Source organism: Streptomyces sp. PA03-3a, from assembly GCF_033792735.1.
Classification (GTDB): domain Bacteria; phylum Actinomycetota; class Actinomycetes; order Streptomycetales; family Streptomycetaceae; genus Actinacidiphila.
In genome coordinates this window covers 1-12,333 of the sequence record NZ_JARAVM010000002.1, presented here as the reverse complement: position 1 = coordinate 12,333, position 12,333 = coordinate 1, and the positions used below count along the sequence as shown (strand labels likewise).

General features: G+C 73.5%; 14 protein-coding genes and 1 pseudogene. 10 read left to right on the top strand and 5 right to left on the bottom strand.

The window, feature by feature from the left end; genetic code table 11:
* Nucleotides 1-94: 94 nt before the first annotated feature.
* Together PV342_RS02235 and PV342_RS02230 are read left to right on the top strand one after the other, a co-directional pair.
* Nucleotides 95-742 (top strand): MBL fold metallo-hydrolase, encoded by a 648-nt coding sequence (locus PV342_RS02235; RefSeq protein WP_018563017.1) that lies wholly within the window; start codon nt 95-97, stop codon nt 740-742.
* Nucleotides 743-826: 84 nt separating this feature from the next.
* Complete coding sequence (locus tag PV342_RS02230) at nt 827-1,606, top strand: exodeoxyribonuclease III (RefSeq protein ID WP_500315695.1); 780 nt, start codon at nt 827-829, stop codon at nt 1,604-1,606.
* Here PV342_RS02230 and PV342_RS02225 read toward each other — a convergent pair.
* Nucleotides 1,531-2,412 carry a hypothetical protein gene (locus PV342_RS02225; protein WP_500315694.1) on the bottom strand — a complete coding sequence of 294 codons (882 nt, stop codon included), beginning with the start codon at nt 2,410-2,412 and terminating at the stop codon, nt 1,531-1,533. The two genes, PV342_RS02230 and PV342_RS02225, sit on opposite strands and share 76 nt — an antisense overlap.
* A gap of 108 nt (nt 2,413-2,520) precedes the next feature.
* Between PV342_RS02225 and PV342_RS02220 the strand changes: the two genes are divergently transcribed.
* Complete coding sequence (locus PV342_RS02220) at nt 2,521-2,859, top strand: cupin domain-containing protein (protein WP_326571768.1); 339 nt, start codon at nt 2,521-2,523, stop codon at nt 2,857-2,859.
* 5 nt (nt 2,860-2,864) lie between these two features.
* Nucleotides 2,865-3,305 carry a DUF6278 family protein gene (locus PV342_RS02215; protein WP_500315693.1) on the top strand — a complete coding sequence of 147 codons (441 nt, stop codon included), beginning with the start codon at nt 2,865-2,867 and terminating at the stop codon, nt 3,303-3,305.
* A gap of 25 nt (nt 3,306-3,330) precedes the next feature.
* On the opposite strand, the gene PV342_RS02210 is transcribed toward PV342_RS02215, so the two are convergent.
* Nucleotides 3,331-4,185 (bottom strand): XRE family transcriptional regulator, encoded by an 855-nt coding sequence (locus tag PV342_RS02210; protein ID WP_386986503.1) that lies wholly within the window; start codon nt 4,183-4,185, stop codon nt 3,331-3,333.
* 141 nt (nt 4,186-4,326) lie between these two features.
* Between PV342_RS02210 and PV342_RS02205 the strand changes: the two genes are divergently transcribed.
* Together PV342_RS02205 and PV342_RS02200 are read left to right on the top strand one after the other, a co-directional pair.
* On the top strand, nt 4,327-4,848 hold the full coding sequence (locus PV342_RS02205) for an ATP-binding protein (RefSeq protein WP_500315692.1): 522 nt from the start codon (nt 4,327-4,329) through the stop codon (nt 4,846-4,848).
* A 29-nt stretch (nt 4,849-4,877) separates the two neighbouring features.
* Nucleotides 4,878-5,162, top strand: coding sequence for a TfoX/Sxy family DNA transformation protein (locus PV342_RS02200; protein ID WP_018563010.1), 285 nt, complete (start codon nt 4,878-4,880; stop codon nt 5,160-5,162).
* Between the two features lie 51 nt (nt 5,163-5,213).
* Here the strand turns inward: PV342_RS02200 and PV342_RS02195 are convergent, their stop codons facing one another.
* Nucleotides 5,214-5,960, bottom strand: a complete 747-nt coding sequence (locus PV342_RS02195; protein WP_400796165.1) for a GntR family transcriptional regulator — start codon at nt 5,958-5,960, stop codon at nt 5,214-5,216.
* A 461-nt stretch (nt 5,961-6,421) separates the two neighbouring features.
* Between PV342_RS02195 and PV342_RS02190 the strand changes: the two genes are divergently transcribed.
* Entirely contained in the window at nt 6,422-7,336 is a 915-nt protein-coding gene (locus PV342_RS02190; RefSeq protein ID WP_500315691.1) for an SGNH/GDSL hydrolase family protein, read from the top strand.
* A 55-nt stretch (nt 7,337-7,391) separates the two neighbouring features.
* Here the strand turns inward: PV342_RS02190 and PV342_RS02185 are convergent, their stop codons facing one another.
* Nucleotides 7,392-8,147: a hypothetical protein gene (locus PV342_RS02185; protein WP_361006514.1), complete on the bottom strand. Its 756-nt coding sequence runs from the start codon at nt 8,145-8,147 to the stop codon at nt 7,392-7,394.
* Between the two features lie 88 nt (nt 8,148-8,235).
* Here PV342_RS02185 and ggt point away from each other — a divergent pair, with 88 nt between their 5' ends.
* Nucleotides 8,236-10,050, top strand: a complete 1,815-nt coding sequence (ggt, locus tag PV342_RS02180) for a gamma-glutamyltransferase (protein WP_500315690.1) — start codon at nt 8,236-8,238, stop codon at nt 10,048-10,050.
* Here the strand turns inward: ggt and PV342_RS02175 are convergent.
* On the bottom strand, nt 10,032-10,778 hold the full coding sequence (locus tag PV342_RS02175) for a metallophosphoesterase (RefSeq protein WP_500315689.1): 747 nt from the start codon (nt 10,776-10,778) through the stop codon (nt 10,032-10,034). The two genes, ggt and PV342_RS02175, sit on opposite strands and share 19 nt — an antisense overlap.
* A gap of 91 nt (nt 10,779-10,869) precedes the next feature.
* On the opposite strand from PV342_RS02175, the gene PV342_RS02170 reads away from it, so the two are divergent.
* Both PV342_RS02170 and PV342_RS02165 read left to right on the top strand, forming a co-directional pair.
* Complete coding sequence (locus PV342_RS02170) at nt 10,870-11,472, top strand: CGNR zinc finger domain-containing protein (protein WP_386986483.1); 603 nt, start codon at nt 10,870-10,872, stop codon at nt 11,470-11,472.
* 194 nt (nt 11,473-11,666) lie between these two features.
* Nucleotides 11,667-12,333, top strand: a pseudogene (locus tag PV342_RS02165) (hypothetical protein); the annotation flags it as partial.

The following is a 12,333-nucleotide window of genomic DNA, read 5'->3' as shown; positions in this document are numbered from 1 at the left end:
GCCGGTCGGCATCTCCACCTGGATACGGCGTGTGCGGCGCACGGGGCCTCGGCCATGATGGTCGTGCAAAGGATCACCGCTCCGGAGGAGAGTCATGAAGCTGACGAAGAGGGGCCACGCCTGCGTCCGGCTGGAGAAGGACGGGCGCGCGCTCGTCATCGATCCCGGGGGCTTCACCGAGCCGGACGCCGCGGTGGGCGCGGAGGCGGTCCTCGTCACGCACGAGCACCCGGACCACTTCAGCGAGCAGCAGCTGCGCGCCGCCCTGGAGGCCAACCCCGCCGCCGAGATCTGGACCCTGAAGAGCGTCGCCGACCAGGTCTCGGCCGCCTTCCCGGGCCGGGTCCACACCGTCGGCGAGGGCGACACCTTCAGCGCGGCCGGCTTCGACATCGAGGTGTACGGCCAGATGCACGCCGTGATCCACCCCGACATCCCGCGTATCACCAACGTCGGCTTCCTCGCCGACGGTTCCCTTTTCCACCCCGGCGACGCGCTCACCGTGCCCGGCCGGCCCGTCGAGACGCTGCTGCTGCCCGTGCACGCACCCTGGAACAAGGTCTCCGAGGTCATCGACTACCTCCGCGAGGTCAAGCCGGTCCGCGCCATCGACGTGCACGACGGGCTGCTCAACGACCTTGCCCGCACCCTGTACGACCGGCTGCTCGGCCCCGACGGGCCCGGTGTCGGCGGCGCGGAGCACGGCAGGATGGCCCCCGGCGACAGCGCCGAGCTGGGCTGACGTCCCAGGCTGACGACCTGACGCGGACCGTCTGCGGGAACGCCCCGGAACCGGTTGTCGGAGGCGGGCGGTACATTCGGGTCCATGCGCATCGCCACCTGGAACGTCAACTCGATCACCGCTCGCCTGCCGCGACTGCTGGCCTGGCTGGAGAAGAACAGCCCGGACGTGCTGTGCATCCAGGAGACCAAGTGCGCCGAGGAGCAGTTCCCGTTCGACGAGCTGCGCGCCCTCGGCTACGAGACCGCCGTCAACGCCACCGGCCGGTGGAACGGCGTCGCCCTCCTGTCCAAGGTGGGCCTCGAGGACGTCGTCGTGGGCCTGCCCGGCGGTCCGCTGTACGACGAGGTCGACGAGCCCCGAGCGGTCTCGGCGACCTGCGGCCCGGTCCGGGTCTGGTCGGTGTACGTGCCCAACGGCCGTGAGGTCGGCCATGAGCACTACGCGTACAAGCTCCGCTGGTTCGAGGCGCTGCGCGCGGCGGTCGCGAAGGACGCGGCGGGCGAGCGCCCCTTCGCCGTCCTCGGCGACTACAACGTGGCGCCCACCGACGAGGACGTGTGGGACCCGTCGGTCTTCGATGGGATGACCCACGTCACCCCCGCCGAGCGGGAGGCGCTGGCGCACCTGCGCGAGGCCGGGCTCAGCGACGTGGTGCCCCGCCCCCTGAAGTACGACCGTCCCTACACCTACTGGGACTACCGCCAGCTGGCCTTCCCCAAGAACCGCGGCATGCGGATCGACCTGGTCTACGCGAACCAGTCCTTCGGCAAGGCGGTCGGCGACGCCTACGTCGACCGCGAGGAGCGCAAGGGCAAGGGCGCCTCCGACCACGCCCCGGTCGTGGTGGACCTCGACGTCTGACCGGTCCGGGGGAGACCCACGGCGAAGCGCCCGCCGGCCCTGCGCTGGAACTCGACGTAGCCGCGCAGCCCCGGCGGGCAGGGCAGGTGCAAGGTCGCCGGGTGCGCCACGTCGCGCAGGTCCACCACCAGGGCGTCGTCCGGCAGCCCGGTCAGCACGGCGGCCAGCTCCGGGTCGGCCTCCGGCCGGGCCCGGCCCACGGGGGTGCCCCTCAGGTCGGGCCGGTAGGAGAAGACGTGCGAGGTCTCGGCGAGCCGCTCCAGCACCGCGGCGTGCTCCGGGAGCGTCCCGTCCGCCCCATCCGGCACCGACGCCGGCCCTGGCCCCGGCTCCCGTCCTGCCTGGGGCGCCATGCTCGCCAGGGCGGCGAGCCCCGCCCTGGCGAGCAGGGTGAGCCAGTCGACCAGTGACGGCGCCACATACGCCCAGGTGTCGAGGAAGACCCCGGTGGCGGCGAACACCCGGCCCCAGGCACCCGTGTTCTCGTCCACGTCGACGAAGAGCGTGTCCCCGCCGGACTCGTGCAGCAGGTGCGCGGTGCCCGGCGGCCCCACGGCCCAGCCGCCCGGGTGCAGACCGCGCTCGGGGGCCAGCCGGTACTCCTCCAGGCCGCCGATGCGGATCGACCTCACCCTGCCGACCAGGTGCCGCACCTCCTGGGGCAGCGGCACGCCCCACGCCGCGACCTCGGAGTCGTCCGCGCCGGGTGCCAGCCACACCGTCCCCGGGGCCCGCGCCGCCAACTCCTCCAGCAGCCGCCAGGCGCGGTCCGCCGCCCGCACCCCGGCTTCCCGTTCATCCCGCATTGCGTGGTCCTTCTCCCGCCGGGCCGCCTTACGTTACGTATTGTGCGGCAACGGAACGTATACAACGTGTCGTTACCGTCGGCATACGTCCGCGCGTACGCTCCGGCCATGAAGAGCTTCTCCGTCGACATCGCCACCGCCGTGCTCGAACCCGAGCCCCTGGATCCGGGGCAGATCGTCTCCGGATCCCCGGAGGTCACCGGGAAGGTGCTGTGGCAGTCGCCCGACGGCACCCGCACGAGAGGGATCTGGCAGATCACCCCGGGCGTGGTGACCGACACCGAGGCGGACGAGATGTTCGTGGTCGTCAGCGGCCGCGCCACCGTCGAGGTGGAGGGCGGACCGACCCTGGAGCTCGGACCGGGCGACGTCTGCGTCCTGCGCGAAGGAGACAGCACGACATGGACCGTCCACGAGACACTGCGGAAGGCCTACGCCATAGGCTGATGCCCATGGACATCTCCTTCCTGGACAGGTGGCGCAAACGGTACGGCGAGGTCCGCGGCGCGGCCGTGCCGGAGTCCCTCGCCGAGGACCCGGAAGGAGTCGCCGAACTGCTCTCGGAGTGCGAGCTGCTGCGTGCCAGGGCCGAGGCCGCGGGAGTGGAACTGGACGACACGTCCGTCTCCTTGGAGCGTCTGGACCAGCTGGTCCCGCGCTGGCGCGACGACCCGGACGAGCTGTCCTGGCTCGGCAACGACGCCGGGCTCTACCTCGGCACCGTCGTCGTGCGCACCGTGCCCGGCGCGAGCTGGCAGATCTGGCCCAACGGCCGGCCCGTCATCCTGCTGGCCTCCGGCCGTGAACTCGACGTCGTCGAGGCCGGCCACGAGTGGGCGGAGAGCGGCACCCCGGAGCTGTCCCAGGTCTACGCCGAGGCCTCCGAGGCCTGAGCGCCGCCAGGGCCCGCGGCACGACCTATATGACGCGTTCGGCCTCGCCGAGCATGGCCTCGAACCAGCGGTCGAAGCCGTGGAGCACCGAACCGGGCGGGGTGGGGGAGAGCCGGTAGACCAGCGACCCCCGCGGGTCCGCGGGCGGTCCTATGACGGAGACGAAGGTGGCGGCGTCGAGGCGCACCAGCCGCCACACCGGCGTGGTGCGGTAGCGGTAGACCTCGAGGTGAATCGTTCCTTCTTCGGCGAGGGCACCGAGCATCTCCTCCGCGAAGCGCAGGCTCGAAGCGAAGAAGCGCGGTGTCTCGCCGACCTTTTCCGCGATCCGGGCGACCGCGGGGCTCTCCGGGTGCAGCAGCAACAGCCGCATACGGGCGGGGGTCCGCCCCCGGCGGGTCAGCGGTCCGCGCAGCAGCGAGTCGCCGAGCGCCAGCAGCCCCATGGCGCGCACGCCCACCACGTCCACCGCGTCCGCGCCCGCCGCCACCTCGCGGATCTCGGCGGCCGCCTCCGGCTTGGTCAGCGCGACAGCGGCGACCTGCGGATGGTCCATCAGGTCCCCGACGCCGTAAGAGCGCAGACGGCGCGGCGCGAGCCCCATGAGCAGCCGCGCGTGGTCCGGCATGCGCAGGCCCTGGGCGATCCGCTCGAACACGTCGAACCGCACCACCGAACGGCGGCCCCGCACGATCTCGTTGACCCGGCCCTGCAGCAGCCCCGTCGCGGCCGCGATGCGCGACTGGCTCGCGCCGCCGTACTGCTGTGCGAACCGCAGGATCGCTCCGGCGTCGCGGGTCCGCAGGGCCTCCCGTATCTCCTCGCGCTCCCAGGCCCACGCGGGGATATCGACGGCATCACCGGAAACCGGTTCCGACATCCACGACTCCCGTCCACCCCGTCGGCGGTCCACCGGTGTTACCAGCGGGTATGTCGTGGTGAGAATAGCGCGGGGGTATCGCGTGCACGTGGGCTTCACGGGAATGCTCGGCGCCACCTACGACACCTGCGAGGTGGTCACATGGGGGACAACCTGGCCGCGCGGCCCCCGTTCCGGCGGGTCGCCCCCGGCGCCGACCGGGGTGCGGGCGGCGCGTCGCCTCCGGATACCCTCCATACCCACGATCCGGCGGCCGAACCCGTCACGGCCCCGCCCGCCACGGTGCTGCTGGGCGAGGTCTTCCTGCCCGCCGACGACCTGGCGCCCGCCCAGGCGCGCCGCATCCTCGCGGCGACCCTGGACGTGTGGGGTCTCGGGTACCTGCTGGACACCGCGGGCATCGTGCTCGCCGAGCTCGTCTCCAACGCCGTACGGCACGCCGGCGGCCGGCGCGTGGGCGTGATGCTGTCGCGGCGGCTGACGCTGGTGCACATGTCGGTCCGCGACGGCTCCCGCACTCCGCCCTGCATGGTGCTGACCGGCCGGGTCCCCGACACGACCGGGAGCACCCGCGGTCTCCAGGTGGTTTCCGCCCTCACGTACCGCTGGGGGACAGAACTCCTCCCGGGCGGCAAGCGTGTCTGGGCCGAGATCGCCGTCTGACGGGGCGTCGGGAGGTGCATGATGGGGTCATGGACTCCCTGCAGCAGATGCCCAACATCGGCGCGGTCCTGGCCGAGCGCCTCCGCAGCGCCGGCGTGCCGGACGCCGACGAGCTGCGCCGACTCGGATCCGGAGGGGCCTTCGCGATGATCCGCGAGGGGCTTCCCGAGGACGCCCGCACCCACACCCTGCTCGCCCTCGAGGGCGCGATCCGCGGTACCCGCTGGACCGCCATCCCCAAGGCCGACCGCGACGCGCTGGTCGGCCGGGTGCTCGGCGAGGGCCACGCGGGCGCTGCCGCCGGAGGCCGATAGCCACAGTACGCACACACCGCCGACGGCCGGGCGCGGCCCCACCGGGCCCGGTCAGGACGAGAAGTCGATGCTGTAGGCCACACGCCAGCGGTCGGCGCGGATCACCGTGTCGGAGGTCTCGACGGCGCGGTCGTCGGCGTCGAAATACGTCCGCTGGACCGCCGTCACGCACTGTCCGTGCGCGCAGCCGAGCGCCTGTGCCTCCCAGCCAGTGGCCGGGCGCGACTCCAGGATCTCGCGGGCCCGTACGACGCGGACCCCGATCGCGGCCAGCCGCCCCCGCACCCCGCGGCGGGCGTAGGGGCCGCGCTCGGGGTGCGCGACGTCGGTGCCGTCGGTGATGGCCAGCGGCTCCCAACTGGTGGCGAGCTGCACGGGCCGGCGGTTCGCCAGGTACTCGTAACGGGTCATCACCACCGGGTCGCCGGTGGCGATGCCCAGCCGCTCGGCGATGGCCGGCGGGGCGGTCGTGGTGACGGTCGAGGCCTCCCAGTCCACCTCCGCGGTGTCTCCGACGACCCGGGTGGCGAAGGGCGAGTCCACCGCGCCCGTGCCGCGGTCGAGGGTCGCGCGGGCGGAACGGTCCACCACGAACACCCCGCGCCCGAACTGCCCTTCGACGTATCCCGCCGCCTTCAGCACGCGCACCGCCCGGTCGACGGTCTGGTCGCTCGCCCGGTAGGCCTCCTTGAGCCGGGAACGGGAGGGGATGGGGGACTCGGGCTTGAGGAGTCCCTCGTCGATCCGCCGCATGAGGTCGTCGGCGATCCACTGGTACACCGGCCCCGGCTCGGCCATCCCCGCTGTCCTCTCTCCCGCTCGTGGCACGACCTTAGGTACGCAGGCCACGGCTGTGTACCGAGGTACGCACGCTACGGGAGTAACGGTCGGAGAAGCGGTACGGAGAGCCGCGCGGGTCACAGTCGCCGGGGAGGAGAAGGCCAGACCGGAGAGGGCCGACGTGCTCGGTGCGGAGGGGGCCGACGGTGTCCGCGGCGCCGCCGTGCGGTGGCCGGCCGGGACGTCGCAGGCGGCGGAGCACAGCGTCGGTTCCACTCCGAAGGGGCCTTTCGGAGTGCGCTCCCGGACAGGGAGGCCGCGGTCTTCACGGCGCCGATGCGACCGCATGCCGCACGCCGGCAGGGGTTGCCCGACCTGAGGGAACGTCAGTCCGTCGAGCGAACTTGCGACACATCCATTGACTTCGGACACGTGGGACGCCGAGTCTGAACCCGTCAGCGTCGACAGGGGGAGGCCCGATGGGTGTCGGACGTGCATCGATCCTGGGGGCGGCCGTGGCGTCGGCCGCGCTCGTGCTCACCGCGGTGAGCGCGGTTCCGGCCACCGCGCACACGCGCGACGGCCACCATCCGGGACACGGCCACGGCAAGGGCCACCGGGACGCGTACGTCGCGCTCGGGGACTCGTACACGTCGGGACCGCTCATCCCCGACCAGGTGGACGCCAACTGCGCACGGTCGAACCGCAACTACCCCTCGCTGGTCGCGCAGCGCCTGAGAGGCACCGTACTCACCGACGTGAGCTGCGGCGGGGCCACCACCGCCGAGATGTGGAAGGCCCAGGGCAGCAACCCGCCGCAGCTGGACGCCCTGAGCCGCCGCACCTCCCTGGTCACCCTGCAGATCGGCGGCAACGACGTCGGCTTCGGCAGCATCATCCGCACCTGCGCCGGCGCCGCGGTCTCCGACCCGACCGGCAATCCCTGCGAGAAGTACTACTCGGCCGGCGGCACCGACCAGTTGCGGGCCGCCGTGGAGGCGACGGCGCCGAAGATCGACGCCGTGCTCGACGCCATCCACCAGCGCGCGCCCCGGGCGCGTGTCGTGGTCGTCGGTTACCCCGCGCTGCTCCCCGACAGCGGCGTCGGCTGCCGGCCGGCCGTGCCCTTCGCCGACGGGGACTTCGCCTACCTCCGGGACACCGAGAAGCGGCTCAACGCCATGCTGGGCCGACGTGCCAAGGCCGCCCACGCGACCTACGTCGACACCTACACGCCGACCGTCGGCCACGACATGTGCACGGCCCCCGGCGTCCGCTGGATCGAGCCGCTCACACCCGCGGCTCCGGCCGCGCCCGCCCACCCCAACGCGCTGGGCGAGAAGGCCATGGCCGCCGCGGTCCTGGACCGGCTCTGCGTACGCGGCCGTATATGACGGGGTCGCGGGGGCCCGTGCCCCCGCGGCCGCCCGCCCGACCGGCCCCGGGCCGTCACTCCGCGGCGACGGCCACCGGGCGGCTGGCGGGGGTCCTGGCCTCACGGGTGACGTCGGCGACGACCTCCACCACATCGGGTCCGTAGGCGTCGGAGTTGACGACCTTCAGCAGCAGGCAGAAGGTGCCGTCCACCCCGTACTTGCGGGCCAGCCGCAGGTAGTGGCGGGCGAGGTAGCGCACGGCGGCCTGGTTGTTCACCCCGCGCTGGCCGGAGGCGAGGAAGACCGGGCGGTTGTTCCCGGTGTTCTCGTCGGCGGCCAGCCGGGCCAGGAAGACGTACTCCACCTTGCCCTTCTCCATGCGGTAGGCCTCGCCGCCCACGGTCAGCGCGCCCTGGTCCTCGACGGGCCCGGTGAAGTCGTTTACCTGGAAACCGGGCAACATGGAGCGCAGGTGCGCCGCCATGCGATGGTTGGATATGGGACCGCCGATGCAGAACTCCGTGCGCGCCCCGAAGCCCTGCCACGCGGTGTCGTGGGGCAGGATCTCGGCGTGCGCCCCGCACTCCTTGATCAGCGCGGACAGCTCGATCAGCGCGAAGACGTCATGGCGCGCCACGCTCCATCCGCGCGTCGAGCCCGGATCGCGGTTGATCACCATCAGGCACTCCGAGCCGGTGGGCAGCCCGAAGAAGCGCTGTTTGCGGCGCAGCTTGCGCCGCCACAGGTACGTGCGGACGAACCAGCCCAGCGCGGCGCTGATACCGCTCGCGGCCAGTCCCAGCACGATGTTGCGCACGTCGTCGCTCATGGGCCGGGATGGTAGTTGAGGCGTTCCTGACGAGAAAGGCAGGGTGGGGTTAGGCTGCCCGGACGGTCGCCCCAGTGGAGGTCCACGTATGCGTCGTCACGCTGTACGGAGTCTGTCGCTGCTCGCCGTAACCGCCACCGCCGCGTTGTCGGTGGCCGCGGCTCCGCCGGGGGTGGACGCCCCGGCCCGGGACTCAACGCCCGCCAAGGTCCCGCTCGCCGTCGGCTACGGGGGCGCGGTCTCCAGCGTCGACGCCGACGCCTCCGCCGCAGGCATCGAGGTGCTGCGACGCGGGGGGAACGCCGTGGACGCCGCGGTGGCCACCGCGGCCGCCCTGGGCGTCACCGAGCCGTACTCCGCGGGGATCGGCGGTGGTGGTTACTTCGTCTACTACGACGCCAGGCACCGCAAGGTCCACACCATCGACGGCCGTGAGACGGCCCCGAAGAGCGCCACCGACAAGCTCTTCGTCGAGAACGGCCAACCGCTTCCCTTCAACGACGCCGTCACCAGTGGTCTGAGCGTCGGCGTCCCCGGCACCCCCGCGACCTGGGACACCGCCCTGCGGTCCTGGGGCAGCCGCAGCCTGCGGGACGTGCTGCGGCCCGCCGAGAGCCTCGCGCACGACGGCTTCGCCGTGGACGCCACCTTCCGCAGCCAGACGGAGGCCAACCAGGCGCGCTTCAAGGACTTCCCGGCGACCGCGGCACTCTTCCTGCCCGGCGGGCAGCCGCCCGCCGTCGGCTCCACCCTCAAGAACCCCGACCTCGCCCGCACCTACGCCGAACTGGGCCGCAAGGGCGTCTCCGCCGTCTACAGCGGCGGCATAGGCGCCGACATCGTGAACACCGTGCGCAAGCCGCCGGTGGACCCGGCCGCGAGCCGCGTCGTCCGCCCGGGCGACCTCACGACGGCGGACCTCAAGGCCTACAAGGCCAAGCCGCAGAGCCCCACCCACGGCTCGTACCGCGGTCTGGACGTCTACGGCATGGCCCCCTCCTCCTCCGGCGGCACCACGGTCGGCGAGGCGCTGAACATCCTGGAGCGCACGGGCAGGCTCTCGCGGCTGTCCGAGGCCCAGTACCTGCACCGCTTCCTCGAGGCGAGCCGGATCTCCTTCGCCGACCGCGGTCGCTGGGTCGGCGACCCGGCCTTCGAGAAGGTCCCGACCGCGGGGCTGCTGTCCCGGTCGTTCGCCGACTCCCGGGCCTGCCTGATCAAGGACGACGCGGTACTGACCAGCCCGGTCGCCCCGGGCGACCCGTTCCACCCGGCGCGCTGCGCCAGCGGCGGCAAGGCCGCCCCGACGACGTACGAGGGCGAGAGCACCACGCACCTCACCGTCGCCGACAAGTGGGGCAACGTCGTCGCGTACACGTTGACGATCGAGCAGACCGGCGGCAGCGCGATCACCGTCCCCGGACGCGGTTTCCTGCTGAACAACGAGCTGACCGACTTCTCGTTCGTCCCGGCCGCCCCCGCCGTCCACGACCCCAACCTGCCGGGCCCCGGGAAGCGGCCCCGATCCTCTATGTCGCCGACGATCGTGCTGAAGGACGGCCGTGTCGACTTCGCGCTGGGCTCGCCCGGCGGCGCCACGATCATCACCACCGTGCTGCAGGTGCTGACCGAGCACGTCGACCGAGGCATGCCGCTGGTGGACGCGATCGCCGCGCCGCGCGCCAGCCAGCGCAATGCGGCAGCCACCCAGGTAGAGCCCGCCTTCCTCGCGAGCGACGTGGCGGCGGAGCTGAAGAACATCGGGCACAGCTTCGCCGACGCGGGTGAGATCGGTGCCACGACCGGCGTGCAGCGGCTGCCGGACGGCCGTTGGCTCGCCGCCGCCGAGACGGTGCGCCGCGGCGGCGGCTCGGCGATGGTGGTTCAGAGCACCACGCGGTAGTGGGTCGTCAGGCGCCGCTCGTCGTCCAGCACATGGAAGGCGACGCCGGGCGGCGCCGAGCGGTCGGCCACCGAGCCGTCCTGCTCGCCCTCCCACGGCATGCGCAGCGTCCACGTCACTCCCGGCGCGGCGATCAGCGGCCGCCCGGCGAAGGTGGTGGCGGCGGGCGTGTGCGCGTGCCCGGTCAGTACGGCGACCACCTCCGGGTGCGCGGTCAGCAGTTCCTCCAGGGCCGCGGGCCGGCCGAGCCGGTAGCCGTCGGGCAGCGGATGGTGCAGCGCGACGGGCGGATGGTGGAAGGCCAGCAGCGCCGGGGTGCCGGGGGCCAGCCCGCCCAGGGTCGCGGACAGCCACTCCAGGGTCTCCTCGTCGAGCAGGCCGTCGTCCTCGCCCGGGATCGTCGAGTCGCACATCAGGACCGCGGTCCCGGCGACGAGGTGCGCCCGGTTCACCGGTCCCGTCTCCCCGGCCTCGCCCAGCAGCGCCTTGCGGTAGGCGGCGCGGCGGTCGTGGTTGCCCGGACAGGGGAGTACCGGGAAGGGCGCGTCGAGGATCCGGGCGGCCTCCTCGTACTCGGCCGGGGCGCCGTGGTCGGCGATGTCGCCGGTGACCAGCAGTGCGTCCGGCTGCCGGGGGAGCCCGCGCAGATAGGACATGACGCGGGTGGCGCGTTGCGACGAGCGTTCGGTGCCGTCCAGATGCAGGTCGCTGATGTGAGCCAGCAGCATGGGCCGCTCCCCTCCAGGCTTAATGCCAAATTCCTCTTCTGACGTTAGAACGGTAGGGTGCGGCCGGCGAACGATCAAGAGGAGGGGCGCCGTGGAGCGCTACCTGGCCCTGGAACTGGTGAGCACGGTCCGGCACGACGGCGACGGAGGGGTCGCCGACGACCTCGGCGACCCTTCAGCGCTCACCGCCTGGGTCCGCGAACACGTCCCCGAGCACGGCGGCTTCACCGCGGACGACGCCGCGCTCACCGATGTCCTCGCCCTCCGCCGTGCCGTGCGCGCCCTCTTCGCCCGCGCCGTGGCGCCGGCGCCGCCCAGCTCCGCCGACGCCCGGCGCCTGATGCCCGCCGAGGAGGCCCTCGCGCACCTCAACGCCGCCGCGGCGCGGGTCCCCGTCGTACCCCGGCTGGTGTGGGAGGCGCAGGAGGCTCCCGCCGCCCGCCTGGAGCCCGCCGTGGAGCCGGCCGGCCGGGCCGGTGCGGCCGCCCGGATCGTCGCCGAACTCGCCCGCGCCGCCGTCGACTTCCTCGCCGGCCCCGAGCGTGAACGGCTGCGGGCCTGCACCGCGCCCCGCTGCGTCCGGTACTTCGTGAAGTCCCACGGCCGCCAGGAGTGGTGCAAGCCGTCCTGCGGCAACCGCGCCCGCGTCGCCCGCCATTACCGCCGTCACCGCCCGCAGGGAGCCCCGTCCTGAGCTCCTGGGACGCCGTGGTGCCGGGTCCTCGGCGAGGGGGCGCGCCGCCGCGCCTCCGCGCGGGGTCCGGGCGCCCGTGCACCCTCCGCCCCCTGCGCGAAAACTCTCCGTAGCGCCGCCGTAACACAACGGGTGTCGAATGCCGTGCGGACCACACGCTTCCGCCGCCGGGCGGCAGGCAGGGAGGAGCGAGAGTGGAACGCGGGGCGCGCAGCCAGGTAACGGGCCCGGTCGAGGAGTTCGCCCGGTACCTCCGGGGGCTCGTCGGCGCGGCGGGCGACACGCCCGGTTGGTACGCGGTCTTCGCCGAACGCGATCCCGAAGGCGTCAGGGCCTGGCTCGACGGGTCCGACGTCCCGCCGTGGGACGTCGTCCTCGCCCTGCTCCAGGACGCGGCCGCCGCGCGCGGCACCCACCCGCAGGAGGCTGCGGCCGAGCCCGCCCGCAGACTGCACGCCGCCGCCGTCGCCGCTCACGACGCCGTACCGGGCGGCGAGGCGGCGCTGAGCACGCGACTGGACGCCTTATCCAGGGAACGCCGGTACGCGGTGCTGCACGAGCGCGACGTCGCCGCCGCGCTGCGCGTCGCGGCCACCCCCGCCGAGGCGGAGCGCCTCGGCAACGAGCTCGCCTGGGCCCGCGACGACCGTGAACGGGCCGTCGCGCGTTGCGCTGAGTTCCAGGCGCGCCTCGACGCGGTCCGCTCCCGTCCCGTTGTGCCCGAGGGGTGGTTCCGCCCGCAGGCGGCCCCGGCCTCCCGCGTGCCGGCGCCCCGCGCCCCGGCCGCACCCCCGCCCCCCGACGCGGACGCCCCGGCGGCCGCACCCGGCCGCGGTGACGACGACGCCGCCCGGCCCGGGA

Bases quoted from the DNA above. Each gene is read 5' to 3' on its own strand.
- PV342_RS02230 (WP_500315695.1), top strand. From the start codon at position 827: ATGCGCATCGCCACCTGGAACGTCAACTCGATCACCGCTCGCCTGCCG.
- ggt (WP_500315690.1), top strand. From the start codon at position 8,236: ATGCGTCGTCACGCTGTACGGAGTCTGTCGCTGCTCGCCGTAACCGCC.
- PV342_RS02220 (WP_326571768.1), top strand. From the start codon at position 2,521: ATGAAGAGCTTCTCCGTCGACATCGCCACCGCCGTGCTCGAACCCGAG.
- PV342_RS02175 (WP_500315689.1), bottom strand. From the start codon at position 10,778: ATGCTGCTGGCTCACATCAGCGACCTGCATCTGGACGGCACCGAACGC.
- PV342_RS02185 (WP_361006514.1), bottom strand. From the start codon at position 8,147: ATGAGCGACGACGTGCGCAACATCGTGCTGGGACTGGCCGCGAGCGGT.
- PV342_RS02205 (WP_500315692.1), top strand. From the start codon at position 4,327: ATGGGGGACAACCTGGCCGCGCGGCCCCCGTTCCGGCGGGTCGCCCCC.
- PV342_RS02235 (WP_018563017.1), top strand. From the start codon at position 95: ATGAAGCTGACGAAGAGGGGCCACGCCTGCGTCCGGCTGGAGAAGGAC.
- PV342_RS02210 (WP_386986503.1), bottom strand. From the start codon at position 4,185: ATGTCGGAACCGGTTTCCGGTGATGCCGTCGATATCCCCGCGTGGGCC.
- PV342_RS02195 (WP_400796165.1), bottom strand. From the start codon at position 5,960: ATGGCCGAGCCGGGGCCGGTGTACCAGTGGATCGCCGACGACCTCATG.
- PV342_RS02200 (WP_018563010.1), top strand. From the start codon at position 4,878: ATGGACTCCCTGCAGCAGATGCCCAACATCGGCGCGGTCCTGGCCGAG.
- PV342_RS02225 (WP_500315694.1), bottom strand. From the start codon at position 2,412: ATGCGGGATGAACGGGAAGCCGGGGTGCGGGCGGCGGACCGCGCCTGG.
- PV342_RS02190 (WP_500315691.1), top strand. From the start codon at position 6,422: ATGGGTGTCGGACGTGCATCGATCCTGGGGGCGGCCGTGGCGTCGGCC.
- PV342_RS02215 (WP_500315693.1), top strand. From the start codon at position 2,865: ATGGACATCTCCTTCCTGGACAGGTGGCGCAAACGGTACGGCGAGGTC.